General features: G+C 73.4%; 22 protein-coding genes and 1 pseudogene. 10 read left to right on the top strand and 13 right to left on the bottom strand.

Annotated features, from left to right (window positions below; translation table 11 throughout):
* The first annotated feature begins 75 nt into the window (after positions 1-75).
* Positions 76-1,260, top strand: a complete 1,185-nt coding sequence (locus tag HHX33_RS24890) for an MFS transporter (protein ID WP_182876728.1) — start codon at positions 76-78, stop codon at positions 1,258-1,260.
* On the opposite strand, the gene HHX33_RS24885 is transcribed toward HHX33_RS24890, so the two are convergent.
* Positions 1,227-2,069 (bottom strand): SAM-dependent methyltransferase, encoded by an 843-nt coding sequence (locus HHX33_RS24885; RefSeq protein ID WP_182876727.1) that lies wholly within the window; start codon positions 2,067-2,069, stop codon positions 1,227-1,229. The two genes, HHX33_RS24890 and HHX33_RS24885, sit on opposite strands and share 34 nt — an antisense overlap.
* Before the next feature lie 129 nt (positions 2,070-2,198).
* Between HHX33_RS24885 and HHX33_RS24880 the strand changes: the two genes are divergently transcribed.
* Positions 2,199-3,602, top strand: coding sequence for an MFS transporter (locus HHX33_RS24880; RefSeq protein WP_182876726.1), 1,404 nt, complete (start codon positions 2,199-2,201; stop codon positions 3,600-3,602).
* Positions 3,603-3,729: 127 nt separating this feature from the next.
* On the opposite strand, the gene HHX33_RS24875 is transcribed toward HHX33_RS24880, so the two are convergent.
* Positions 3,730-5,184 (bottom strand): acyl-CoA carboxylase subunit beta, encoded by a 1,455-nt coding sequence (locus HHX33_RS24875; protein ID WP_182876725.1) that lies wholly within the window; start codon positions 5,182-5,184, stop codon positions 3,730-3,732.
* A gap of 456 nt (positions 5,185-5,640) precedes the next feature.
* Between HHX33_RS24875 and HHX33_RS24870 the strand changes: the two genes are divergently transcribed.
* On the top strand, positions 5,641-6,690 hold the full coding sequence (locus HHX33_RS24870) for a thioesterase domain-containing protein (protein WP_182876724.1): 1,050 nt from the start codon (positions 5,641-5,643) through the stop codon (positions 6,688-6,690).
* A 30-nt stretch (positions 6,691-6,720) separates the two neighbouring features.
* Here HHX33_RS24870 and HHX33_RS24865 read toward each other — a convergent pair whose 3' ends face one another.
* Complete coding sequence (locus HHX33_RS24865) at positions 6,721-7,389, bottom strand: winged helix-turn-helix transcriptional regulator (protein ID WP_182876723.1); 669 nt, start codon at positions 7,387-7,389, stop codon at positions 6,721-6,723.
* A gap of 79 nt (positions 7,390-7,468) precedes the next feature.
* Between HHX33_RS24865 and HHX33_RS24860 the strand changes: the two genes are divergently transcribed.
* The 3 genes from HHX33_RS24860 to HHX33_RS36455 all read left to right on the top strand — a co-directional run bounded on the left by HHX33_RS24860 (position 7,469) and on the right by HHX33_RS36455 (position 12,348).
* Positions 7,469-8,950 (top strand): MFS transporter, encoded by a 1,482-nt coding sequence (locus HHX33_RS24860; protein WP_182876722.1) that lies wholly within the window; start codon positions 7,469-7,471, stop codon positions 8,948-8,950.
* 22 nt (positions 8,951-8,972) lie between these two features.
* Positions 8,973-10,655 (top strand): MBL fold metallo-hydrolase, encoded by a 1,683-nt coding sequence (locus tag HHX33_RS24855; protein WP_182876721.1) that lies wholly within the window; start codon positions 8,973-8,975, stop codon positions 10,653-10,655.
* A gap of 295 nt (positions 10,656-10,950) precedes the next feature.
* On the top strand, positions 10,951-12,348 hold the full coding sequence (locus HHX33_RS36455; protein ID WP_182876720.1) for a lectin: 1,398 nt from the start codon (positions 10,951-10,953) through the stop codon (positions 12,346-12,348).
* A gap of 113 nt (positions 12,349-12,461) precedes the next feature.
* Here HHX33_RS36455 and HHX33_RS24845 read toward each other — a convergent pair whose 3' ends face one another.
* Positions 12,462-13,796, bottom strand: coding sequence for a PLP-dependent aminotransferase family protein (locus HHX33_RS24845; RefSeq protein WP_182876719.1), 1,335 nt, complete (start codon positions 13,794-13,796; stop codon positions 12,462-12,464).
* A gap of 106 nt (positions 13,797-13,902) precedes the next feature.
* Between HHX33_RS24845 and HHX33_RS24840 the strand changes: the two genes are divergently transcribed.
* Positions 13,903-14,676, top strand: a complete 774-nt coding sequence (locus HHX33_RS24840) for an enoyl-CoA hydratase-related protein (RefSeq protein WP_182876718.1) — start codon at positions 13,903-13,905, stop codon at positions 14,674-14,676.
* Between the two features lie 123 nt (positions 14,677-14,799).
* On the opposite strand, the gene HHX33_RS24835 is transcribed toward HHX33_RS24840, so the two are convergent.
* The 7 genes and pseudogenes from HHX33_RS24835 to HHX33_RS24810 all read right to left on the bottom strand — a co-directional run bounded on the left by HHX33_RS24835 (position 14,800) and on the right by HHX33_RS24810 (position 20,517).
* On the bottom strand, positions 14,800-15,225 hold the full coding sequence (locus HHX33_RS24835) for an ester cyclase (RefSeq protein WP_182876717.1): 426 nt from the start codon (positions 15,223-15,225) through the stop codon (positions 14,800-14,802).
* Between the two features lie 61 nt (positions 15,226-15,286).
* Positions 15,287-16,099: an SDR family NAD(P)-dependent oxidoreductase gene (locus HHX33_RS24830; protein WP_182876716.1), complete on the bottom strand. Its 813-nt coding sequence runs from the start codon at positions 16,097-16,099 to the stop codon at positions 15,287-15,289.
* Positions 16,096-17,211, bottom strand: a complete 1,116-nt coding sequence (locus tag HHX33_RS36445; RefSeq protein ID WP_396785655.1) for an ATP-binding cassette domain-containing protein — start codon at positions 17,209-17,211, stop codon at positions 16,096-16,098. The genes HHX33_RS24830 and HHX33_RS36445 overlap by 4 nt, the downstream gene beginning before the upstream one ends.
* Before the next feature lie 187 nt (positions 17,212-17,398).
* Positions 17,399-17,671, bottom strand: a pseudogene (locus HHX33_RS36440) (ATP-binding cassette domain-containing protein); the annotation flags it as partial.
* Entirely contained in the window at positions 17,668-18,642 is a 975-nt protein-coding gene (locus tag HHX33_RS24820) for an ABC transporter substrate-binding protein (protein ID WP_182876715.1), read from the bottom strand. The pseudogene HHX33_RS36440 and the gene HHX33_RS24820, both read right to left, overlap by 4 nt.
* Positions 18,643-18,858: 216 nt before the next feature.
* The gene (locus tag HHX33_RS24815; protein ID WP_111699485.1) at positions 18,859-19,761 is read right to left on the bottom strand and encodes a LysR family transcriptional regulator; all 903 of its coding nucleotides are present in this window, start codon (positions 19,759-19,761) and stop codon (positions 18,859-18,861) included.
* Positions 19,762-19,785: 24 nt separating this feature from the next.
* A complete protein-coding gene (locus HHX33_RS24810; protein ID WP_182876714.1) occupies positions 19,786-20,517 on the bottom strand; it encodes an alpha/beta hydrolase in 732 nt (243 codons plus the stop codon).
* 209 nt (positions 20,518-20,726) lie between these two features.
* Between HHX33_RS24810 and HHX33_RS24805 the strand changes: the two genes are divergently transcribed.
* A complete protein-coding gene (locus tag HHX33_RS24805; protein WP_182876713.1) occupies positions 20,727-21,413 on the top strand; it encodes an HAD hydrolase-like protein in 687 nt (228 codons plus the stop codon).
* On the opposite strand, the gene glpK is transcribed toward HHX33_RS24805, so the two are convergent.
* Positions 21,414-22,931, bottom strand: coding sequence for a glycerol kinase GlpK (gene glpK / locus HHX33_RS24800; RefSeq protein WP_182876712.1), 1,518 nt, complete (start codon positions 22,929-22,931; stop codon positions 21,414-21,416).
* Positions 22,932-22,951: 20 nt separating this feature from the next.
* Positions 22,952-23,152, bottom strand: coding sequence for a hypothetical protein (locus tag HHX33_RS24795; protein WP_133305924.1), 201 nt, complete (start codon positions 23,150-23,152; stop codon positions 22,952-22,954).
* A 211-nt stretch (positions 23,153-23,363) separates the two neighbouring features.
* On the opposite strand from HHX33_RS24795, the gene HHX33_RS24790 reads away from it, so the two are divergent.
* Complete coding sequence (locus HHX33_RS24790; protein WP_182876818.1) at positions 23,364-24,062, top strand: methyltransferase domain-containing protein; 699 nt, start codon at positions 23,364-23,366, stop codon at positions 24,060-24,062.
* Positions 24,063-24,174: 112 nt separating this feature from the next.
* Positions 24,175-25,398, top strand: coding sequence for a PP2C family protein-serine/threonine phosphatase (locus HHX33_RS24785; protein ID WP_220502177.1), 1,224 nt, complete (start codon positions 24,175-24,177; stop codon positions 25,396-25,398).
* Positions 25,399-25,540 lie beyond the last annotated feature (142 nt).

Genomic DNA, 25,540 nt, shown 5'->3' with positions numbered 1-25,540 from the left:
CACTCGGCGGCGCACCTGCGGTGACCTTACGGGCCCGGGGCGTCCGCACGGCCGGGCACGCAATAGCGTACGACCGTGGATCTTCGGGAACTGAGACGCGCCAGGTTCGCGGTGTCGGTCGTCTTCGCCCTGCACGGCGCGGTGACCGGTGGTTTCGCCTCCCGCATCCCCTGGATCCAGGATCACGTGGGTGTGGGGCCCGGCGGCCTCGGCCTGGCCCTGCTCGCGCCGGCCGTGGGCTCGATCCTGGCGATGCCGACCGCGGGCCGGATCACGCACCGGTTCGGCGGGCGGGCCGTCACGCGGGTCTCGATCGGCCTGTGGTGCCTGGCCCTCGTCCTGCCCCCGCTGGCGCCCAACCTGCCGCTGCTGTGCGTGGCGCTCCTGCTGTACGGCGCGGTGGCCGGCGTCGGCGACGTCGCGATGAACGCCCAGGGGGTGGTGGCCGAGCAGCGGCTCGGCCGTCCGATCATGTCCGGCCTGCACGGGATGTGGAGCGTGGGCACGCTCGCGGGCGGCGCGGTGGGGACGCTGGCGGCCAACGCGGGGCTCGACGCCCGCGCGCATCTGGGCGGGGCCGCGGTCGTGCTGTTCCTCGTGGCCCTGGCGGTGGGGCCGCTGCTGCTCGACGTGCGGGCGGGCGAGGAGGAGGCGGCCCCGCCGCACTTCGTGCTGCCGTCGCGCGGCGTCGTGGTCATCGGGCTGGTCGGTTTCTGCGCGGTGTTCGGCGAGGCCGCGGCCCAGGACTGGTGCGCGGTCTACCTCGGGCAGGTGACCGGCGCGTCCCAGGCCGTGGGCGCCGCCGCGTACACGGCCTTCGCCTGCACGATGGCGGCGGGCCGGCTGTGCGGCGACGCGGTGGTCCGCAGGCTGGGCCCGGTCGCGACCGTCAGGGGCGGCGGCGCGCTGGCGGCGCTCGGCGCGCTGCTCGTGGTGGCCGCGCGCTCCCCGGTCCCGGCGGCGACCGGGTTCATGCTGATCGGCCTGGGGATCGCGGTGGTCGTCCCGCTGGTGTTCGCGGCGGCGGGCCACGCCGGGCGCACGCCGAGCGAGGGCGTCGCGGGAGCGGCCACGGTCAGCTACGCGTCGGGCTTCGTCGCACCGAGCGCGATCGGCGGGATCGCCTCCCTGACCGGGCTGCCCGCCTCGTTCGGGCTGGTCGCCGTGCTGCTGCTGGCGGTCGCGCTCGGCGCGGGCAGGCTCGCGCCCTCCGCGCGGGACGCACCTCAGCGGACGGCGCCGACCCCGCACAGGAAGTAGCTGTCGACGCCCAGCAGGCGCGGATCGAACGCGTCGTGCTCGGGCCGCCACTGGTGCAGGTTGACGATGCCGGGCTCGACCAGGTCGAGCCCTTCGAAGAACGGCGTGATCTCGCTCGACCGGCGGGCGACGAACTGCGCGGAGGCGCCCTGGTAGACCCGCTCCACGTCCGGCCCGCGCTCCGGGCGCTCGTCGACCGCGACGTGCGACATCGCCAGGTAGCTGCCGGGGGCGAGCGCGTCGCGGATCCGGCCGATCATGCGGCGGGGCTCGTCGGAGTCGGGCAGGAAGTGGACGATGGCGAGCAGCAGGACGGCGACCGGCCGCGTGAAGTCCAGGTGGTCGCGCACGTCCGGATGGGCCAGGATCTCCTCCGGCCGCCGCAGGTCGCCCTGCACGACCCGCACCTCCGGGCTGTCCTGGAGCAGCGCGCGGGCGTGTGCGAGCACCTGCGGGTCGTTGTCGACGTACACCGTCCGCGCGCCGGGCGCGTGCTCGGCCGCCACCTGGTGGACGTTGCGCTGGGTCGGCAGGCCCGCGCCGATGTCGAGGAACTGCCGGATGCCCCGGCCGGCGAGGAACCGCACGGCGCGGACGAGGAAGTCCCGGTTCTCCCTGATGCCGAGGGGGACCTCCGGCACATGCTTCAGCACCTGCTCGGCCGCCGCGCGGTCGGCGGGGAAGTTGTCCTTGCCGCCCAGGAAATAGTCGTACATCCGGGCCGCGTTGGGCACGTTCGGATCGAAACCAGCCCCGGCGCCCGATGCCACGACGGGCTCGCCACCGGTCCCGCTTTCCCCCGGATCCATGGAGATCTCCCCCCTCGCCAGAGGCGATCATCGTAGCCGGAGGCGGGAAAGTGAAGCCATCTCATCCGATCGCAATGAAGAACGCGATATTTCCCGAATAGGCGCATCGTCCGGTGTCATGATCGCCTCATGCCCGCACCCCCCGAGACCGCCCCAGGGGCCGGCCCCGCGCCTGGCCGCGAGCCCGGCGCCGAGTCCTCCCGGGCACGCCGCGTGCTGGGCGCGTGGCTCGCCGACGGCGTCACCAAGGGCAACATGTGGGCCCTGCTGGCGCTCGCCACGGCGGGGACGGCGGTGATCTCCTTCCTGCCGTCGGCCCAGCCGCACGTCCTCAGCGTGATCCTGGGCCTGCCCGAGTCCCGGCAGGGCACCGTCGTCGGCCTCCTCAACACGGCGGCCGAGATCGCGATGGTCGTGAGCCTCGCGTGGTACGGCGCGCTGGCCGACCGGTTCGGGCGGCGGGTGATCGTGGTCGCCGGGCTGGCCCTGTGCGCCGCCGGCACCGCGCTGTTCCCGTTCGCCGGGAACACGGCCGCGCTGGCCGGGCTGCGGGTGGTGTTCGGCCTGGGCGTCGCGGCGATCAACGCGATGCTGTCCACGATCGCGATCGACTATGTGCGCAGCAGGTCACGAGGCGCGTCGTACGGGCTCGTCGGCTTCTTCGGCGGGCTGGGCGCACTGGTCGCCGTGCTGGTCCTGGTGCGGCTGCCGCAGACGCTGGAGTCGGGCGGCATGGAGCCGGTGCGGGCGGCCCGCACGGCGTTCCTGCTGATCGCCGCGGGCATCGTGGCCGCGGCGGGCCTGCTGTGGCTGACGCTGTCCGGGCGGCGGCCCGTCGCGGCGGCGCGGGTGCCGCTGGTCCGCCTGGTGCGCGAGGGCGTGGCCCTCGTCCGCGACCCGGGGGTGGCCCTGTCGTACGCGGCGTCGTTCGTGGCCCGCGCCGACCTCGCGATCGTGGTCGCCTTCATGTCCCTGTGGATCAAGAACTACGGCACGGAGCACGGCGGCCTCACTGGTGCGGCGGCGCTGGCCAAGGCGGGCGCGGTGGTGGGCGTGTCGCAGATGGTCGCGCTGCTGTGGGCGCCGCTGTTCGGGTGGCTGGGCGACCGCATGCGGCGTCAGGACCTGGTCGTCCTGGCGCAGGCCGTCGCCGCCGTCGCCTACCTGTCGACGCTGCTCGTCACCGATCCCCTCGGCCCGGGCATGATGCTGGTCGCCGTGCTGATCGGGGTCGGTGAGATCGCCGCCATCACCACGGCGGGCCCGCTGCTCGCGCAGCAGGCGCCCGCGGAGGTGCGGGGGTCGGCGTTCGGCGTCCACACGCTCTGCGGCGCGGCCGGCGTGATGATCGTCTCGGCGCTCGGCGGCGCGCTGTTCGACGCGTGGCGCCCCGCCGGTCCGTTCGTCGTGGCCGGCGTCTTCAGCCTGGCCGTCACGTGCTTCGGCCTGGCCGTACGGCGGCGGGTGACGCCCAGGACCGAGGCCGACGTCGCCGGCGAGGCCGTCCCCGGCCCGCAGGCCCGGAACCACTGAGAACTCCGCAGCAGGCCCGCCGGGACCCGGATCCGGGAGCTGCTGGGTCGAGGCCAGGAGCTACTCAGACCACCCCGTGTCCAGGCCGGGAGGCCGCTGAGCCGCGGGGTGGGCAAGGCGCGGGGTGTCAGAGCGGGATGTTGTTGTGCGCGCCGCGCGAGGCGGGCGCCACGGCGAGTGCCTCGGCCACCCGCCGCCGGGTGGTCCTCGGGTCGATCACCTCGTCGACGACCCCGAGTTCGAGCGCCCGGCCGACCCCGCCCGAGCGCTCCTCGTGCTCGCGGACCAGCTCGGCGAGCAGCCGTTCCCGCTCCTCCTCGGACCCGGTCGCGGCGAGGCGGCGCCGGTGCAGGACGCCCACGGCCGCCTCGGCGCCCATGACCGCCACCTCCGCCCCGGGCCAGGCGAAGACCGCGGTCGCGCCGAGGGAGCGGGAGTTCATGGCGATGTACGCCCCTCCGTAGGACTTGCGGACGATCACCGTGACCCTGGGCACGGTGGCCTCGGCGAAGGCGTGCAGCAGCTTCGCCCCCCGGCGGACCACGCCGCCCCATTCCTGGTCGACGCCGGGGAGATAGCCCGGCACGTCCGCCAGCACGACGAGTGGGACGCCGTTGGCGTCGCACATGCGGACGAACCGGGCCGCCTTCTCCGCCGACGCCGAGTCGAGGCAGCCGCCCATGCGCAGCGGGTTGTTGGCCACGACGCCCACCGGGTGCCCGGCCAGGCGGCCGAGGCCGACGACGATGTTCGGCGCCCAGCGAGGCTGGATCTCCACGAACGCCGGACCGTCCGCGCCGTCGTCGAGCAGCGCCCGGATCACCGGGCGGATGTCGTAGGCGCGGCGGGCCGACTCGGGCAGCAGGGCGGCGGGATCCCGGTCGTCGGTCAGGCGCTCCAGGTTGAACCGCCCGGTCCCGGTCAGCAGGCCGGCGATCACGCGGGTGCGCCGGAAGGCGCCCTGCTCGTCACCGGCGACCACGTGCACGACACCGGAGCGGCGGCCGTGCGCGTCCGCGCCGCCGAGGCGCTCCATGTCGATGTCCTCGCCCGTCACGCGGCGGACCACGTCGGGACCGGTGACGAACACACGACCCGCCCCGGACATCACGATCAGATCGGTCAGGGCCGGGCCGTAGGCCGCCGCGCCCGCCGCGGGACCCACGATGACCGAGATCTGCGGCACGCGCCCGGAGGCGCGGGTGTTGGCCGCGAAGACCAGGCCCGCTCCGTGCAACGACTCGACCCCGTCCGCGAGGCGGGCCCCGCCGCAGTGCCAGACCCCGATGACCGGCACCCGCCGCCGCAGCGCCTCGTCCACGGCGGCGGCGATGTGCCGGGCCCCGGCCAGGCCCAGCGCCCCGCCCATGACGGTCGCGTCGGTGCAGAAGGCGACCACCGGTGACCCGCCGATCCGGCCCGTGACCGCCAGCACGCCGCTCGTGTCCCCGGGATGCAGCGGCGCCGCCGAGTCCGCGTCCAGCAGACGGGCGAGCCGGGCGGCGGGATCGCGATCGTCCTGATCCTCCCGGTCCTCCCGCACGGTTTCCGTCTGGGCAGTCTCCGTCTGCGCAGCGGTCATCGGCGCACCCCCTGCTCGCGTTTCCGCTCGGTCGTCCGGCCCGGCCTTTCCTTCTCCGGAACGGTAGCCGCGAGCCATTCTCACGGTCTAATCAGAATATTTGATGGAATATCAAAAGAAATCCTTATGGATAGCCCGGAAGAAGCGTGTTCGTCATCACAGTTGACTATTTCACGAAATTCGTGCAAATGTCGATTGTGCCGGTCCCGGCCGGAGGGCGTCGCTCCGGCGAGAAAGTCCGCGGGCCGCTCACATCCCTTTTCCGGCGCGTTCCGCCACGTGGGCGCGACCGGGCGGGCGGATTTCTCCTTTCCGGCGGAAGCGGCGTGAGCGGGCGGGCCGAGTGGCCGGGCGGCGGGACGGTGACGGCCGGCTTTTTCCTGGCCGGCACGCCGGCCGGCCATGGAGAACGCGGCGGGAATCGACGCAAGGCTCGACGAGGGGCGGACGCTCAGCATGGACGAAGCGGTCTACGGCCAGGACCGCGAACGCCCGCTGCTGCTCGGCTCCCTCAAGTCGAACATCGTCCCCCCCGACCGCCCCACCCCCGAGGCCGTCGCGGCGTACCTCGACCGTGAACTGCCCGGCTCCGCCGAGGACCCGGCCGGTGCGGCCCGCCGTACCGGATCGGCTCCGACGGGAGGGCTCGCCGCGCTGCACCGCCGCATGCACGAGACGGGCAAGCACGACGAGGCGGCGGGACTGCTGGTCGCGGCATCGCACGTACGCGAGCGCTTCGCCGCGCCGGACCGGGACCGGCAGGCGTTCCCCCCGGTCAGGCTCGCGACCGGCCCCGGCCGCGTCTCCGTGGTCTGCTTCCCCGCGCTCAGCGCGATCTCCGGGCCGCACGAGTACTCCCGGTTCGGGCAGGCGTTCCGGGACGACCGGAACGTGTGCGTCGTGCCGTCGCCGGGGTTCACCGACGGGGAGGACGACCTGCTGCCCGGCTCGCTGGAGACGCTGATCCAGATGAACGTCGAGGGCCTGCGCCGGTGCGTGGCCGACGACGAGCCGTTCGTGGTCGTCGGCCGCTCCATGGGCGGCGCCGTGGCGCACGCCGTGACCCTCGCCCTGGAGGAGCAGGGCCTTCGACCGGCGGGGCTGGCGCTGATCGACAGCTACCCGATCGACGCCTCCGCCCAGGAGGGCATGGAGTGGTGGCAGGGCGCCATGATCGGCGGCATGCTCGAACGCGTCGACCGCTTCGACATGACGCTGCACGACACCAGGCTGACGACGATGGGCGCCTACAACCGGTTGTTCATCGGCTGGCAGCCGAAGCCCCTGGACACGCCGATCCTGCTGCTGCGGGCCGTGGAGCCGCTGCGCGGCACCACGGTCGACCCGGCCGACCCGGCGCGCTGGCAGGCGTACTGGCCGGTGTCGCACGAGACGGCCGACATCCCCGGCGACCACTTCACCACGCTGGAGGAGCACGCGGGCACGACCGCGGAGGCGATCCGCACCTGGATCGGCACGCTCCGCCTCGACGAACCGGCGGCGTGAGCCGTCTCTCGGCCGCCGGGACAGGTCAGCTCAGGCGGAGGCGGTCCCGTCCGCGCCGGCGGCTCTTCCCGCGCGGGGCAGGACCCGCTGGACGGCCTCGCGGGAGCCGGTGACCCGCAGACCCTGCTCCTCGGCGTCATCGAGGGCGACGCTGCCGCTGAAGAGGGCGAGGACGCGCGGTGGCGGGCCGGTGATCGTCGCGTCGGCGTCCGGGTCGGCTCCCAGGCGGAGCGAGACCCGGCCGCCGTCGGCGTCGATCACCACCGCCTGGTCCCCGGCGCGGATCTGGATCGAGACCGAGGGCCGATCGGGTTCGTGGTCGGCGAGGAACATCCGGACCGGCAGGCGCAGCCACTGGCCGAGAAAGGCGTCCTCGGGCCGGTAGTCGCGCATCAGGGGCACGCCCCAGCGGCCGAGCGCGGAAAGGACCGGCTCCAGTTCGCCTCCTCGATCGGTGAGCCGGAACAAGGTGGTGGCGATCGGAGGCGGGGCGTCCTCACGTTCCACGAGACCGGCGGCCTCCATGTCGCGCAGACGGTCCGCGAGCAGGTTCGTGGCGATTCCCGGCAGCCCGGAGCGCAGGTCGGTGTAGCGGGAGGGACCACGGGCCAGAAGCTCACGAACGATCAACAGCGTCCACCGATCACCGATGACGTCGAGGGCCTTGGCCACGGAGCAGTACTGACCATAGGAGCGCACAACCTCAGCCTACCAGGGGCACTTGAGAGAATCACACACCTGCTTGACTTTCTTGTCTAATCACTTTAGAAGTACGTCCATGGCTACTCTCGACAGGCGAGCCGCCGCCGCCGCGGACGCGGATCCGTCCTCAGGCCCGCCCCCCTTCACCCCTCCCCCGGGCGCCGGTCACCCACGTGCCGTCTTCGCCGTGCTGGCGCTGGCGGTGTTCGTCTCCACGCTCGACGTGTTCATCGTCAACATCGCCGTCCCGGCGATTCAGGCCGACTTCGCCCACTCCACCGTCGCCGACGTGTCCTGGGTCCTGAACGCCTACGCGATCGTCTTCGCCGCTCTGCTGGTGCCCGCCGGCAGACTCGGCGACGTCGTCGGCCGGCGCCGGGTCTTCACGGCCGGCCTGCTCGCGTTCGGCCTGGGTTCGGCCCTGTGCGCGGTCGCACCGTCCCTCGGGTTCCTCATCGCCGCCCGCGTCCTGCAGGGAGCCGGAGCCGCCGCGGTCACCCCGGCCTCACTCGGCCTTCTGCTGCCCTCCATCCCACCGCGGCGCCGGGCGGCCGCGATCGGCGCCTGGTCCGCCCTTGGCGCGGTGGGCGCCGCCTCGGGCCCGTCGCTGGGCGGGCTCCTCACTCAGGTCGGCTGGCACTGGATCTTCATCGTCAACGTTCCCCTGACCGTGATCGTGCTCGCCGGCGCGTATCGCGTGCTGCCCGAGATCCGCGATCCCGCCCGTCCGCCGCTGCCCGACGGTCTCGGCACCGTCATCCTCGTCGCCGCCGTCTCCCTCGCCAATCTCGGCCTCGTCCAGGGGCACTCGTGGCACTGGGACGGGCGGGTGATCGGCTGCTTCGCCGCCGCCGTCGTGCTCACGGCCGGGTTCGCGGCGCGCTCCCGGCGTCACCGCGCCCCGGTCCTGGAGCTGAGCATCGTGCGCGTCCCGGCGTTCGCGCTGTCGAGCCTGTCGGCGGCCCTGTTCTCCGCCGCGTTCTCGGCGATGCTGCTCGCCAACGTGCTCTTCCTCACCGGGACCTGGCACTACTCGATCCTGCGGGCCGGGCTGGCCCTGACTCCCGGACCCGTCGCGGCCGCGGTGTGCGCGCCGTTCGCCGGCAGGCTCGCGCAGCGCGTCGGGCCCGGACTCGTCGGCGGCGCGGGCGCCCTGCTGTTCGGAACCGGGTCGGTGATGTGGGTCGCGTTCATCGGACCGGAGCCCGCCTACTGGTCCCTGTTCCTCCCCGCCATGCTCATCGGCGGCAGCGGAGTGGGCCTGGCCCTGCCCGCGTTCACGATCGCCGCCACCTCCACCCTGGCGCCACGGACGCTGGCCACCGGCATCGGCGCCCAAACCATGTTCCGCCAGATCGGTTCGGCCCTCGGCGTCGCCGCCTTCGTCGCCGTCTTCGGCACCCCCACCGCGTCCACCGTGATCGGCGCCCACGACGACGTCCGGTGGTTCATGATCGCCACCGCGGCGGGCGCCGCCCTCGCCCTCGCACTCATCCGCCGGCCACGACCCGGCGCGACCGGCACGCCGGATGCGGCCGACCGGCACCCGGCCGGCTGACGACACGATCAGGAGAAGAGACATGAACGGTGAGATCGCGGCGCTCTCCCAGGTGGCCACGTGGCCGAACGCCGACCGGCGCGTCAGAATCGTGCTGGCGAACCAGTTCAGGGCCGCCGGGCTCGACATGGAGGGGTTCGAGTTCTTCTCGGACCTGTCGTCCCGGACGCCGGGCGACGGGCTCCTGCTGGCGCTCGCCGGCGCCTTCCAGGCCCGTCTGGACGGCCAGGCCGGGGCGGCGATCGCCAAGCTCGACGCCGCCACCTCCCTGGACCTGGGGCTGCCCCACTACTACCGCGGAACCTCCCTGGCCGGTCTGCCCGGATGCGCGGGCCGCGCGGAGACCGTCGTGGCGGACCTGGAGTTCGTCCTCATGGTCAAGGACCAGTTCCCGCCGGGCTTCATGCGGCCCGTCCACGCCGCGCTGTCACGCGCGTACGACCTGCTCGGCCGTACCGAGGAGGCCGCACGGGCGCGCGGCCGCGCCGGTGACCCGGCCACCGACCACCTGATCACCGACCACTGGGGGAGCCCCGAAGACGGGTTCCGTTTCGTCCCCCGGCGCATGGTCGAACACGCACCGGGCGTCCATGTGGCGCAGGGTTACGACTTCGCCGATGTCGGCTTCGTCGTCACCGGCACCGGGGTGGTCGCCGTCGACGCCGCGAGCACACCCGAGCACGCGGCCGCGGCCCTCCGCGACCTTCGCGAGATCACCGACCTGCCGGTCACGCACGTGATCCTCACGCATGCCCACTGGGACCACATCGGCGGACTCGAGGCGCTCACGGCCGACGGCGCCGAGGTGATCGCCCAGGCGAACTTCCCCCACGAACTCGCGCTCCAGAGCTCCGGCCCGCCGCCGCTCGGCTACTACCTCCCGGTCGGGCACGACCGGCGCGCCCGGGTCGAGCCCGATCGGCTCGTGCACGACGTGGAGAAGCTGACGATCGGCGGACTGGACTTCACCCTCGTCCCGATTCCGGGAGGCGAGACCGAGGACGGGCTGGTCGTTCACCTCCCAGGCCTGGAAGTGGCCTTCACCGGCGACATGTGCATGCCCTATCTCGGCGCGCCGACCCTCGCGGAAGGCTCCCCGCAGGGCCTGTTCCAAGCCATGCAGGCGGTCATGGACCTGCACCCGCGCAAGCTCGTCCACGGGCATCCCGCGCTGACCGAGAACTACACGATCGAGGCCTTCCCCGGGCTGCTGGCGGCGCTGCGCGACCTGGAGAAGGTCATCACGGCCGGGATCTCGGACGGGCTGACGCTCACCGAGATCCTTCGGCTCGACCATCTTCCGGCGAGCCTCAGGGATCATCCCGCCTCGGTCATGCCCTACCTGGTCACCCGCGACAACTTCATCCAGCGCGTGCACCGCCAGCGGACCGGATACTGGCACCGGAGCGGTGAGGGAGTCGAACGCTTCACGTCCGGCGAACTGTCGGCCGCCCTGGACCTGCTGGGTGGCGGGAGCGCCTCGGCCTTCGTCACGGCGGGGCTCGAACTCGCCCGGCGCGGCGAGCACCCGCTGGCCCTGCACATCGTCGACCTCGGCCTGCTCAGCCACCCCGGCGTTCCCGAGCTCGCCGGCCTGCGGCAGAGCCTGCTGCAGTCGATGGTCGCGCGGAACCAGATGCTCAACCCGTTCAAGTTCATGCACTACGCCTCGCTCGCCGGCCTCGAACTCAAACCGGCCGGCTGATCCCGGCACTCGGCGGCGCCGGACGTGAAAGTTTCGGCTTTCCCGGGCGGGGCGGGCGGCCGGGGGCGAGGTCATCGCGGGTGAGCGAGCCGGCGGGGCGGGCCGGCCGTTGCCCCCGTCCCCGGACCGCGTCTATGGTCCGGGGACGCCCGAAGCCGAAGATCGACGCTCCGCCTCCCCGGCCACGTGACGCCGGCGCTTCGCCTGGTTCCTCATCGCGGCCCCCGTCCGGGCCTGGCCGGCGGGGCGGCGCCGATCGCGGCCCCGCCCGTCCCGTCCACCAGGTGAGGCACCCATGAGACGCATGCGCGCGTGGTTCACGGCGCTCGGCACGGCCGTCCTGACGATCGCCGGGCTTATCATGCCCGCACCGGTCTTCGCCGCCCCCGCGACGCTTCGCCCCGGCGTCCTGTGGTACGACACGGCGGGCAACCGGCTGCAGGCGCACGGCGCCGGGGTGTTCAAGGTCGGTTCGACGTACTACATGGTCGGCGAGGACAAGACCGCAGGCGCGACGTTCACGGCGGTCGCCTGCTACTCCTCGACCGACCTGGCCACCTGGACCCGGCAGGGCAACGCGCTGAGCCGGCAGAGCAGCGGAGACCTCGCCGCCGGGCGCATCGTGGAGCGGCCGAAGGTGATCTACAACTCGTCGACCGGCCAGTACGTGATGTGGGTGCACATCGACAACTCCTCCTACGGGGACGCGCGGGCCGGGGTGGCCACCAGCCCGACACCGTGCGGGCCGTACACCTACCGCGGCTCCTCGCGTCCGCTCGGGTTCGAGAGCCGGGACCTGGGCCTGTTCAAGGACGACGACGGCACGGCGTACCTGCTGACCGAGGACCGCGCCCACGGCCTGCGCATCGACCGGCTGTCCGCCGACTACACCCAGGCGGTGAGCACGACGGCGGTGCTCGCCGACCTGGAGTCCCCGGCGATGGTCAAGGTGAACGGACGATACTTCCTGTTCGCCTCGCACCTGACGGGCTGGTCCACCAACGACAACGCGTACGCCACCGCGACCTCCCTGTCCGGGCCGTGGAGCGGCTTCACCACGTTCGCCCCCAACGGCAGCCGCACGTTCGACTCGCAGACCTCCTCCGTCGTGCCGGTCACGGGGTCGTCGGGCACCACGTACGTCTACGTCGGCGACCGGTGGAACCCCAACGACCTCAACAGCTCGACGCCCGTCTGGCTGCCGCTCTCGATCAGCGGCTCCACCGCCTCGATGAGCGCGTTCTACGACTCCTGGACCATCGACACGGCGACCGGCACCTGGGCGGCCACGCAGACTCCGCAGCAGAGCTTCACACTGGTCGGCGCCCAGTCGGGGCGCTGCCTCGACGTCGCCGGCGGGGCCGCGAACAACGGCTCGACCCTCCAGATCTACGACTGCAACGGCGGCGCGGGCCAGAAGTGGTCCCTGACCTCCTCCGGGGAACTGCGCACGTTCGGCGGCACGAAGTGCCTCGACGTGTTCGACCAGCGGACCACGGCGGGCGCCCCGGTGGGCATCTGGGACTGCAACGGCGGCGCCAACCAGAGGTGGACGGTCAACTCCTCCGGGACCGTCGTCGGCGTCCAGTCGGGCCTGTGCCTGGACGTGAACGGCAACCAGACGGCCAACGGCACCAAGGTGCAGATGTGGACGTGCAACGGCGGCTCGAACCAGCGGTGGACCCGCACCTGAGACCCCGCCGTACCTGAGACCTGGCGACCTCGCGCCTGAGCCCGGCGCCGGAGACCCGGCCCGGGCCCGGACACGCGGGCAGGTCACGGCGGGCTGCGGCGGGTCAAGGTGGGTCACGGCGGGATCGCCTCGATCGCGGATCTCAGGCGGCGCAGCGCGGGCCCGAGGTCGTCCAGGGGCGGCGTGGCCAGCGCCAGCCGGATCGCGGGGGGACTCCAGGCGCCGGTGGCGAACGCGTCGGCGGTGGACACGAGGATCCCCTCCTGCGCGAGCACGGCCGCCACGTGGTCGGGACGCTGGTGCGGCTCCAGGCCGAGCCAGACGATGTACGACCCGGGGTGGGCGACGACGTCCATGCCGCCGAGCGCCGCCCGGGCGATGCCCTGCCGGGCGGCGGCGTCCCGCCGGCGGGCCTCCTCCAGCCGGGTGACCGTGCCGTCCCCGATCCAGCCGGTGGCGAGCGCGGTGACGAGCCCCGGCGCGCTCCACGCGGCCGAGCGAAGGCTCCTGGTGACGGCCCCGGCGAGCCGTCCGGGCACCACGGCGAAGCCGAACCGGAGCCCGGCCGCCACGTTCTTGGACAGGCCGGCGACGTAGCAGGTGCGTTCCGGGGCGAGGGCCCGCAGCGGAGGGGGCGGCGCGGCGTCGAGGAACGCGTACGTGCCGTCCTCGACGATCAGGCAGCCGGCGGCGCGGGCGATCTCGACGACTCGGGCGCGCCGCTCCCGGTCGAGGACCCAGCCGAGCGGGTTGTGCAGGGTGGGCATGGTGTAGATCGCGCGGACCGGCCGCGCGCGGCACAGCCGGTCGAGCGCGACGAGGTCGGGGCCCGCCGGGGTCACGGGCACCGGCGCGAGGTCGAGGCCGTGCGCCGCGGCGAGGAGCCTGATGCCGGGGTAGCTGAGCGCGTCGACGGCCAGCACGTCGCCGGGCCTGGTCAGCGCGCGCAGCACGGCGTCGAGCGCCTGCTGGGTCCCGCCCGTCAGCAGGACGTCGTCCGGCGCGGCGTCGATCCCGCGGTCGAGCAGGTAGGTGGCCACGACCGCGCGGTCGTGGCGGCGTCCGCCCGGAGGGTGCTGGCGGAGCAGCGACTCGACGTCCCCCGACGCGGCGAGGGTCCGCAGGGCCAGGCGCAGCGCGCCGGCCTGGTCCGGGGCCAGCGGCTGGTTGAACGACAGGTCGGCGACGCGCGGCACCGGCAGGGCGCGTGACGGTTCCGGCCCGTCGTAACCGGACCGGTGCCGGACGAACGTGCCGCGCCCCGGCTCCCCCACGACGAGCCCCATCGCCGCCAGCTCGGCGTAGGCGCGGGTGGCCGTGCCCAGCGCGATCCGCCGTTCGCGGGCGAGATCGCGGTGCGCCGGGAGCCGGGCTCCCGGCGGGAGCGCGCCGGAGCGGATCGCCGCCGCGAACTCGTCGACGATCCCCTTGTAGGACGGTGGCCGCATGCCGGGTGAGCCCTGTATCTGGGACGATTTCTGGATCGTCCCAGAATACGGTTCCTAGGCTCGGCGCGACCACCTCCCCGCGTACGGAGCGAACGGAGCCCCGGGCATGACCATCCACGTGGAGCGAAGCGACCACCTGGCGACGATCACGATCGGCCGGGAACACAAGCTCAACGCGCTCGACTATCCGGCCGTCGACGCGCTGCTCTCCGCGCTCGACCGCCTCGACGCCGACGACGCGATCCGCGTGGTCGTGCTGACCGGCGCCGGCAGCAGGGCGTTCAGCGCGGGGGCGGACATCCCCTCCCTCGCGGCCAGCGTCGCGGGCGGGACCGAGCGGGCCCTTCGTGAGATCGTCCGCCGTGGTCACGCGCTGACCCGGCGGATCGAGGAGTTCCCCAAGCCCGTGATCGTCGCGGTCAACGGGCTCGCCTACGGCGCCGGTTGCGAGATCGTCGAAGCCGCCCCGCTCGCGCTCGCCGCCGAGCACGCGGCGTTCGCCAAGCCCGAGATCACCCTCGGGTTCCCTCCGCCGTTCGGCGGCTCCCAGCGGCTGCCGCGCCACGTGGGCCGCAAGCGCGGCCTGGAGATGATCCTGACCGGCGATCCGATCCCCGCCGCCAGGGCCGCCGAGATCGGACTGGTCAACGCCGTCGTGCCCGCCGCCGACCTGCTCGGCGCCGCGCGGGACCTGGCCGGCCGGATCGCCCGGCACGCGCCGACGGCCGTCGCGGCCTGCCTTCGGTCGGTCACCCGGGGAATCAACCTGCCGATCGACGAAGGACTGGCGGTCGAGGCTGCCTGCTTCGCCGCCACCGTGTCCACCGACGGAGTGCGGGACGGCCTGCGCCGGTTCCTCGACCGCTCCGGCCGGCCCTGAAGGCCGACTCGCCGGCCGCACGAGCAGGCGGCACGATCCGGCCGCATGAGCCGGCTGTGGGGACGCGACCGGCCGGCGCCGCGCCCCCCGCAGCGCCCCTCCCCGCGCTCCTTGACGGCTGCCTCAACTGCTGAGCTGCTGCAGGATGCCCAGGCGATCGGGGAGCACCTCGTACTCCACGATCCTGCCGTCGCGGAACCGGATCGTGCTGATGCTCTGGCCGCTGAAGCGGCGTCCGCTCGGCGGGGCGCCGAACACCTCGCCGCGCTGCACGCCCTCGATGGTCCAGTAGACGACGACCCGGTCGCCCTCGGCGACGGTGTCCGTCACGGTCGCGGTCACGCCTTCGACCGCCGAGCGCAGCCAGGTGATGTGCTGGACGAACCCCGCCCGCCCGAGGTTGCCCCCGGCGGGCACCGCGCCGTCCGTCGCCTCGTCGGCGACGATCTCGTCGAGGACGTCGAGCCGCCCCTGCGAGACGACCTCCTCGTAGAAACGCCTGGCCACCGTACGGTTGATCTCGGTGATGCTCGTCTCCGTCGTGCTCATCGGCGGTCTCCTTCTCCTGTCGGTCGCTGTGGTCGGTGCGTGCGGGTCACGGGCGTGCGGGTCACGGGCGTACGGGCGGCAGCGGGAGGATGCCGAGGCTCGCGTCGAGTCCGCCGTCGACGACCAGGGCGGTCCCGGTGACGTACGACGCGGCGGGCGAGGTGAGGAACCAGACGGCCTCGGCCTGCTCGCGGGGCTCGGCGAACCGCTGGAGCGGGATGCGGCGCTCGATCTCGGCGGTGAGCACGGGGTCCCGGCGGACCCCGGCGTTGATCCGCGTCCAGGTGAGCCCCGGGGCGAGGGCGTTGACCCGGATGCCGTCGGGCGCGTGGTCGATGGCCGCCGCGCGGACGAGGTTGATCAGCGCGCCCTTCGACGCGTTGTACGCCCAGTTGCCGGGGTCGGCGCGCAGCCCGGCCACGGACGCGGTCACCACGACCGCCCCGCCCCCGGCGGCGCGCAGGGCGGGCACGGCGGCCCTGATGCCCAGGATCGGGCCGCGGAGGTTGACCGCGAAGATCCGCTCCGCGGCCTCCACCGCCCCCGGGGACTCCCACGGCCGGGTGCCGCCGATGCCGGCGTTGAGCACGACCGCGTCGAGGCGGCCGAACTCGCGGACCGCCAGCTCCACCGCGGCGTGGTTGGTCTCCTCCCGCGACACGTCGCCGGCCAGCGTCAGCACGCCGTCGAGCACGGCGAGCTCCTTGAGCGCGTACTCGTCGTGGTCCACGGCGAGCACCGCGACGCCGCGCTCCGCGTACAGCTCGGCGGTGGCCCGGCCGATGCCCGACCCCGCGCCCGTCACGAGGACGGCGCGCGGACCCGGGCCGGCCGAGGAGTCAGCGGAGCCAGAGGAGGGGTTGGGCGAGGTCATGGGGCCTCCAGGTTGACATCGGCGTGCGGGAGTGCTCCCGCCGTACGCCCCGCGTCGATCCGCGGGACGGCGGCGAGCAGTTCTGCGGTGTAGGCGGCGCGCGGGGCGCGGAAGACGTCGGCGACGGCGCCGGTCTCGACCAGCCTTCCGTCCTTCATCACGGCCACGCGGTCGCAGACCTGGCGGACGACGCCCAGGTCGTGCGAGATGAACAGCAGCGCGACCCCGGCCCCGCGCCGCAGCTCGGCGAGCAGGGCCAGGATCTGCGCCTGCACGGTGACGTCGAGCGCGGACACCGGCTCGTCGCAGACGATCACCTCGGGGCCCGGGGCGAGCGCGCGGGCGATCGCGACCCGCTGGCGCTGGCCGCCGCTCAGCCGGGCGGGCACGCGGTCCAGCAGGGCGGGGTCGAGCCCGACCCGGCCGAGCAGCGCGGCGAGCCGCTCACGCCTGCGGCGTCGCGGCATCCTCTCCGGCACCGCCTCGCCGACGACCCGCTCGACCGTGAAGCGCGGGTCGAACGAGCTCAGCGGGTCCTGGTCGACGAGCTGGATCCGGGAGCGCCGCGAGCGCCGGTCGCGCTCGCGCAGCCCGCTCCACGGCTCGCCGTCGAGCAGCACCGTCCCGGCGTCGGGGACGATCTCCGCCAGCACGATCCGCGCGGTGGTGCTCTTCCCCGACCCCGACTCGCCGACCAGGCCGAGCGCCTCCCCCGCGCGCAGGTCGAACGACACGTCGCCGACGGCCGTACGCCACGATCCGTCCGGGGAGCGGTAGCGCTTGGTGACGCCCCGCACCGAGACGACGGCATGGTCCTTCACCCGGGCCGGCGCCGCCGGCGCTCGGGAGGCGGTGGCGGGCCGCGCCCGCCCGGGGTGGAAGCAGCGGACCATCCGGTCCTGCTGGTCCGGCCCGTCCTCCCCGTCCGGCCCGTCCTCTCCGTACGACACGGGGGGCGGCGGCTCGGAGCGGCAGCGGTCGTCGGCGAGCGCGCAGCGCGGGGCGTACGGGCAGCCGGTGGCGGCCGGGGGTCCGGTCCGGACGATCGGCAGCCCTCGCACCGGACCGCCGCCCGGGTTGTCCGGGCCGTCCAGGCCGGGCACGGCCGCCAGCAGGTCGGCGGTGTAGGGGTGGGCGGGAGACGCCGGCAGGGCCGCCGCCGGTCCCCGCTAGGTCGTCGTGGCGCGCCAGGCCATGCACCTCCAGGGCCTCCGCCACCTCCAGGCCGACCCGGCGGAGCGGGTCGAGCGAGGTCAGCGCGTCCTGCAGGACGTAGCCGATGCGGCGGCCGCGCAGCCGCCGCCACTGGCCGCCGCCCAGCGTGTGCAGGTCCCGTCCCTCGAAGGTCAGCGTCCGCGCGGTCACCCGGGCGCCCGCGCCGGCGAGGCCGAGCAGCGCCCGGGCCGTGACGCTCTTGCCCGATCCCGACTCGCCCACCACCGCGAGGCACTCCCCCGCGCGCAGCGACAGGTCGACGTCCCGTACGGCCGGTACGACGCCGCGCCGGGTGGCGAAGCCGACCGAGAGCCCCGCCACCTCCAGCAGCGGCGCGGAGGGGTGGTCGCCGCTCATCGGGCCTCCCGTCCTTCGTAGCGGGCCTGCAGGGCCCGCCCGGCGACGGTGGCGGACAGCACGGTCAGCGTGATGGCCGCCCCGGGGAACAGGGCGAGGGTCCAGCTCACGTCGAGGTAGTCGCGCGACTGGGCGAGCATCGCGCCCCACTCGGGGGCGGGGGGCTGCGGGCCGAGCCCGAGGAAGCTCAGCGACGCCCCGGCGATGAGCGCGGTGCCGACGTTGACCGTGGCCAGGATGGCGTTCCTGCGCAGCGTGACCCGCTGGTCCTTCTCCCAGGAGACGTAGGAGAAGGGGCCGGTGCCGACCGGGCGGTAGTCCGCGACCGGCTTCGCCAGCGCCGCCGGGCTCTGGATGCCCAGGTACGGCACCGACAGGGCCTGCAGGAACGGGGTGAACGGCCGCTTCAGCGTCACCTCGACGACGTGGTCGTCCACCACCCGCGACTTCTCGTACGGCGCGATCAGCGACGCGGCGTAGGCGGACTTGGTGGCCGGGTCCACCACGTGGTCGAGCGTCGCCTTCACCGCCTCGGCGGTGAAGGGCGTGCCGTCGTGGAAGGTGACGCCGTCCCTGAGGGTGAACGTGTAGGTCCGTCCGTCGGCGGACACGGCCCACTTCGTGGCGAGCCAGGGCCCGAAGGTGGCGGGACCGGTCTGCACGACCAGGGAGTCGAAGATGTTGCGGTCGATCAGGCCGGTCACCGCGGTGGCCGCCACCGCGGGGTCGAGCGACACCTGCGTGCCGGCGAGCGCGTAGGTGAGGGTGCCGCCGGCCACCGGGCCGGCCGCGCCGGCCCGTCCGGCGGACGGCTCGTCCCGTCCGCCTGTCGTGACGACCAGGACGAGGACGATGGCCGCGGCTACGACCAGGGCGGCCGCCACGACCGCCGGACGCCTGGACCGCAGGCTGCCCCGTCGCCCGGCCGGTTCGCCGTCCACGTGGGTGGCGGTGTCGTCGCTCACTGACATCGGTGAGGCCTTTTCTGTCGCGATGGGAAAAGAAGAGGGCGGGGCACGCGGGCGCGCCGAAATAGCCGGAACCCGGCGGAACCGGCGGATCGATTGGCGAATTCCCGTCCCGCGGACCAGGAGAATTCAGGACATCGACGGAATCACACCACGACAAAACGCGACGGTCAACTTATTAGGCCATTGTCGCCGACCCATTTGCGATACCGATTGAAATCAATTCGAATTCCCTATGGCAACCTGTGCGGCGAGCGCGCCGGGGAATTCCGCGACCGAGGAGAAGAATTCGCGCAGGGCCGCGCAGGCACTCGACTCGATCTCCGGGTCGAGCCCCCGCCTGCTCAGCAGGCGCAGCCCGACCGGGTCCTGCGCGGGGAGCGGAGTGATCTCCTCCAGGCCCTTCGGCACGCCGAACGCGGTGGGCAGCAGGGCGATGCCGAGCCGGGCGCGGGCCGCCGCCAGCACACCCTCCAGGTTGACCGCCTCCGTGGTGATCCGCACCGGCCAGCCGAGCCCCTCCAGCACGCTCACGGCCTGCCGCCGCAGGGCGCACGGCTCCTGGAAGGCCACCAGCGGCACCGGCCGGTCCGGCGGCGGGAGGAACCAGCCCGGCGCGGCGAGCCAGCGCAGCGGCAGCGCGGCGACCTGCCTGCCGCCGACGCCGGGCACGACGCCGAGGATCAGCGCCATGTCCAGCGTCCCCTTCTGGGTCGCCTCGGCGAGAGGGGTGCTGCGGTCCAGCCGGAACACGACGTCCCGCGTGGGCAGCGCCGCCATCAGCGCGCCGAGGAGGTCGGGCAGCGTCTGGTAACCCGCGTGCTCGACGGCGCCGACGGTCAGCCCCGCCGTCCGCTCGGCCCCCAGCCGGCAGAGGGCCTCGTCGTGGACGGCGAGCAGCCGCCGCGCCTCCACGAGCAGCGTCTCGCCAGCCATCGTGAACCGGGTGGACCTGCCGGTCTTCTCCACCAGCGGTTGCCCGATGACGCGTTCCAGCGATCGGACGTGCTGGCTCACGGTCGGCTGGCTGGTCCGCAGCGCGGACGCGGCCCGGCCGAAGCCACCGCAGTCGGCGATGGCCACGAACGTTCGCAGTTGCACGAGGTCGAGCAGTGCTCCCATACCCGCGATAATAACCCCTATTACCTACATGAATAAGGGACCATCGGGGATAGGGTTCCGCCACCATCGGACGGCGGCCGCGGCGACCTCGGGCGGGACCCGGTGCCCGCCGCGGAACTCCTCGTACGTCACGTCGTACCCGCCGTCCCGCAACTCGGGGACGAGGCGCCTGCTGCAGCGGTCGATCGGCAGCACCCGGTCGGAGGTGCCGTGCGAGACGAAGACGCGGGGCCGGCCGTGCCGGATCATCGGAGCCATGAAGCCGGGAGAGAACGCCAGCACGGCGTGGAACAGGTCGCCGTTGGCCAGCCCCAGCGACAGCGCGTAGGAGGCGCCGTCGGAGAACCCGGCGACGGCCACGCCGCCGAGTTCGACGGCCACGCGGGCGAACGTCTCCTCCAGGGTGGCGTCGATCCTCGACACGTCCGCGCCGTACCCGCCGACGATCACGTCCCAGGTGGCCGAGACGGCCTGCGGCGCGAGCAGCGGCACCCCGAGACGGGCGGCCTCGGGGGCCAGCCACTCCAGCGCCTGCTCCGCCGTGCCGCCCGCGCCGTGCAGCACCACGGCGAGCGGGGCCGGCCCGTCCCCGAGGCCGGGCGGCACGTGCAGCAGGGCGCGGCCGTCGAGGCGGTGGATCCCGGGCTCGGGAGGCGACGCCGCCCGCGGCACGGCCACGGGACGGGCGGACAGCCGGCCGTGCCGCACGCCCTCCTCGGGCTCCGCGTGGGGACGGCTCCGCTCCGGCGTGGTCATCGGCCTCACCTCCCGCTCACCGGTCTACCCGCGGCTCGCGTGATCACCTCCGCGTCCGCGCGCACCAGGGGGAAGGTCCTGTACGGCTGCCGCACCCGTGCGAAGCGACGGGACGACCGGCTGGAATAGTACCCACCTGCACGACCCTGCCTGCACGACCCTGCCTGCACGACCCTGGCTGCACGACCACCGCGAACGGACGGCCTCACGTGACCGATGCCCGCTACTGCCTCTTCGATCTCGACGGCACGCTGACCGACCCCGAGATCGGCATCGTCGCCTCGCTGCGGCACGCCCTGGCCGCCGTCGGGCTCCCGGAGGTGGACCACGGACGGCTCCGCGCCCTGATCGGCCCTCCCCTCCAGGACGGCTTCCTGATGCTCGGCGTCCCCGAGGAGCGCCTCGGCGACGCTATCCACGCGTACCGGGAGCGCTTCGCCGAGACCGGGATGTACGAGAACGAGGTGATCGCCGGCATCCCCGCCGTTCTGGAGACCCTCGTCGCCGAGGGCTGGACCCTGGCGGTGGCGACGTCGAAACCGGCCGTCTTCGCGGCGAAGATCCTCGCGCACTTCGGCCTCGACGGCTTCTTCGCGTACGTCGCCGGGGCCACGCTGGACGGGTCGCGGCGGCACAAGGCGGACGTGGTCCGCCACGCGCTCGACGTCCTCGGCGCGCCGCCGGACGCGACCGTCATGGTCGGCGACCGCCTGGAGGACGTCGCCGGGGCCGCCGCGTGCGGCGTCCGGACCGTCGCCGTGACGTGGGGGTTCGGCGACCCGGCCGAGTTCGGCGCACCTGTGTTCGCCGGCGCCGGGCTCCTCGCCGTGGTGGAGACGCCCGGGCTGCTGCTCGACGTGCTGTCGCGGACGACGGAGGCCCCTCCGTATCCGTGATCAGTCGACGTCGACCCAGTCGAGCGTCCGCTGGACGGCCTTGCGCCATCCGGCGTAGCCGCGCTCGCGCCGCTCGCCGGTCCAGGTGGGCTCCCAGCGGCGGTCCTCGTGCCAGTTGCGCCTGAGATCGTCGGTGGACTTCCAGAAGCCCACGGCGAGCCCGGCGGCGTACGCCGCGCCGAGCGCGGTGGTCTCGGCGACGACCGGCCGGGAGACCGGCACGCCCAGGATGTCGGCCTGGAGCTGCATGCACAGCTCGTTGGCCGTCACCCCGCCGTCCACCCGCAGCACGTCGAGGACGACGCCGGAGTCCTGCTCCATCGCGGTGACGACGTCCCTGGTCTGGTAGCAGATCGATTCGAGGGTGGCGCGGGCCAGGTGGGCGTTGGTGTTGTAGCGGGACAGGCCGACGATCGCGCCCCGGGCGTCGGCGCGCCAGTACGGCGCGAACAGGCCGGAGAACGCGGGCACGAAGTAGACGCCGCCGTTGTCCTCGACCTGCCGGGCGAGCGCCTCGCTCTGCGCCGCCCCCGAGATGATGCCGAGCTGGTCGCGCAGCCACTGCACGGCGGAGCCGGTGACCGCGATCGACCCCTCCAGGGCGTACACGGGCTTGGCCGAGCCGAACTGGTAGCAGACCGTGGTGAGCAGGCCGTGCCGGGACCGCACGAGCTCGGTGCCGGTGTTGAGCAGCAGGAAGTTGCCGGTGCCGTAGGTGTTCTTGGCCATGCCGGGCTCGAAGCACACCTGGCCGACGGTCGCGGCCTGCTGGTCGCCGAGGTCGCCCGCGAGCGGGACCTCGCCGCCGAGCGGGCCGCCCGCGCGGGTCACGCCGTACAGGCCGGGATTGGCGGACGGCCGGATCTCGGGGAGCATCCGCCGGGGCACGCCGAAGAACGACAGCAGCTCGTCGTCCCAGTCGAGCGTCTCCAGGTCCATCAGCATCGTGCGGCTCGCGTTGGTGGGGTCGGTCACGTGGACGCCGCCGTCCACGCCGCCGGTGAGGTTCCACAGCAGCCAGGTGTCGGTGGTGCCGAAGACCGCGTCTCCGCGCTCGGCGGCCTCGCGAACCCCGGGGACGTTCTCCAGGATCCACTGGATCTTGCCGCCGGAGAAGTAGGTGGCGGGCGGCAGCCCGGCCTTACGCCGGATCACCTCGCCCTTGCCCTCCCGTTCCAGGGCCGCGGCGATGCGGTCGGTGCGGGTGTCCTGCCAGACGATGGCGTTGTAGTACGGGCGGCCGGTGCGCCGGTCCCAGACGACGGTCGTCTCACGCTGGTTGGTGACGCCGAGCGCCGCGAGGTCGGACGCCCGCAGGCCCGCCGTACGCATGGCCGTCTCGGCGACCGCGCGGGTGCGCTCCCAGATCTCGGTGGGGTTGTGCTCGACCCAGCCCGCCTGCGGCAGGATCTGCTGGTGCTCCAGCTGGTGGCGGGCGATCTCGTTGCCGGACCGATCGAAGATCATGAAGCGGGTGCTGGTCGTCCCCTGGTCGACCGCGCCGACGTAGTCAGCCATGTCAGCCGTTCACCGGGCCTTCAGGAGGTCGGGCCGATTTCCGGCTCGGGCTCGGGCATCGCCGACTCGTCACCGGTCGGGGGCGGCGTCTCGGCGGCCGGTGTCTCGATGTCGGTCTTTCCGCCGATCATCTTCTCCAGCCCGCCGTCGTCCGGCTCCGGCGTCAGCGGCTCCGGTGAGGTGCCTCTCGCGTCCCGCGCTCCGGATCTTTCGGCAACCACGTCCGCGTCTCCTCCCACGTGTCCTCTCCGCCGCCCGCCGGTCCCCCCGGTCCGCGGATCGCACATGACCGCTCACCTGCCCCCGTTGTACGGTCCTCATTCACCTTCTCACAGACCCGTACGGAGCGTGCGTGCGCGACGGTCCCCGGGGGTCCGCGGCGGGTACACGTCAGACAGCCGGCGGCGGGCCGGGAGCGGCGGGGGCGTGCGGATGGACAGGCGGCGGCGTGACCTGGTCGACCGGGACCTGGAGGAGGCGGCGGCGGACCTGCTGGCGCACGACCCCCGGCTGCGCGGCCTGGACGTGCGGGTGTGTTTCGACGGCGCGGTTGCGCACGTCGAGGGAGACGTGCCGGACGCCGCCGCTCTCGCGGTGCTGCGGGAGCGGCTCGGCCGGCTGGCCGGGGTGCTCGCCGTGTGGGACCGGGTGCGGGTGGCCGGCGTCACCCCCCGGGTCGTCGATCTCGGCTGCGGCGGCACCAAGCAGCACCGCGACAACCTCGGTCTCGACCTGTCCCCCGGGCCGATGGTCGACGTGCTGGCCGACCTGTCGCGCGGGGTGCCCCTGGCGGACGAGTCGGTGGACCAGGTCTTCGTGGTGCACGTGCTGGAGCACCTCGCCGACTACCTGCCCCTGCTGCGGGAGTGTCACCGGATCCTGCGGCCCGGCGGGGTGCTGCACGTCCTCGCCCCCTGGTGGCGGCACGTCAACGCGGTGGCCGACCCCACCCACCTGCGGCTGATCGACGTCGCGACCTTCAAGCACCTGTGCCGGCCCGACGGTTCGGGCCGGTGCTGGTTCCCGTTGCTGGTCACCCGCGACGAGTCCACGGTCTACGCGGACCTCGTGCCGGCGAAGGACGGCACCACGCCCGCGGACGAGCGGCGGCTGGCCCGCTTCTTCGACTGAGCCGGTGAAGCACTGGTCATCCGTGTCCAAAAAAGTCGATACCAGTTGGCCCAGAACCGGATGAAGGGCAGCATCGAAGGTAGGTAGTGAAGGACCCCTGGGGGTGAGCAGGATGGAGCAGGGCATCCCCCCTTCTTCTCAGGACCGCGATCTGCTGGGCGCGCTGACGAACATGCTGGCGGACAGCCACCTGACGGCGTTCGAAGGCATTCCGGCGCTCATCGACAACTACAAACACCTGGCGGGCTTCGACGGGATCTCCGTCTACCTCTGCGACCTGCAGCAGAACGTGTTGCGCAGGCTGTGCGGCCCGGCCGAGGAGGAGGCCCAGCCGGAGGAGCTGAAGATCGACACCACTCTGGCCGGCCGCGCCCTGCAGGAGGTGCGCCCGCTGCGCGGCGACAACCCGGTCCAGTGGTGGGTTCCGATGCTCGACGGCACCGAGCGCCTGGGAGTCCTGCACATGAGGCCCGCCGCCGAGGACGCCGGCCTCGGCGACCGGATGCGGCACATCGCCTCCCTGATCTCCCTGATCGTCGTGAGCAGGCGGTCGTTCAGCGACTATTACGCGCGGCTCGTGCGCACCCGGCCGATGCACGTGGCGGCCGAGATGCAGTGGAACCTGATGCCCCCGCTCACCTTCGCCACGCCGACGGTGGCGATCGGCGCGGTCCTCGAACCGGCGTACGAGATCGGCGGGGACGCCTTCGACTACTCGACCTCCGGCAACGTGGCGCACGTCGGCGTCTTCGACGCGATGGGACACGACGTGTCGGCCGGGCTGACCGCCAACCTGGCCGTCGCGGCCTGCCGCAACAACCGGCGGCAGGGCCACGGCCTGGCGCAGAACAGCGAGATGATCGAGCGAATACTGATCGACGAGTTCGGCCGGGCCGACCGCTTCGTCACCGCGATCATCGGCGACCTCGACCTGGACACCGGCGTGTTCAGCTGGGTCAACCGCGGTCACCACGCGCCGGTGCTGATCCGCGGGGGCCGGTGGATCGCCACCCTGAAGTGCCCGCCCGCCCATCCGATGGGACTCGATCTCGGGCTTCCCGTCACGCTCTGCCGGGACCAACTCGAGCCCGGCGACCGGCTGCTCCTCTACACCGACGGCATCACCGAGATGCGCAACCCCGACAGCGGCGAGTTCGGCCTGGGCCGGTTCGTCGAGTTCATGATCAAGCAGAACGCCGCGGGGCTGCCGGTGCCCGAGACCCTGCGGCGGCTGATCCGCACCGTGATGGACTACCAGAATCACCGGCTGCAGGACGACGCCACCGTGCTGCTCCTCGAATGGCACGGCGCCGCCCACGAGAAGCTCAACCCCTGAGCCGCCTCTCCCCCACTAGTACTACAGCCTGATTTCGTGATGTTGGAGCCAGCGTTTCCAGTAGTGGCTGGCTCGGGCGCGGGCTTGGTGGTGTCGTCGGTGTTGGGACCAGGCGAGGGCGTGGCTGAGGGGATGGGTGATC

It is taken from the genome of Microbispora sp. H10670 (genome assembly GCF_014161385.1).
GTDB classification, from domain to species: Bacteria; Actinomycetota; Actinomycetes; order Streptosporangiales; family Streptosporangiaceae; genus Microbispora; species Microbispora triticiradicis.
The sequence above is the reverse complement of the archived record's forward strand: the minus strand, read 5'-3'. Positions and strand labels throughout refer to the sequence as shown.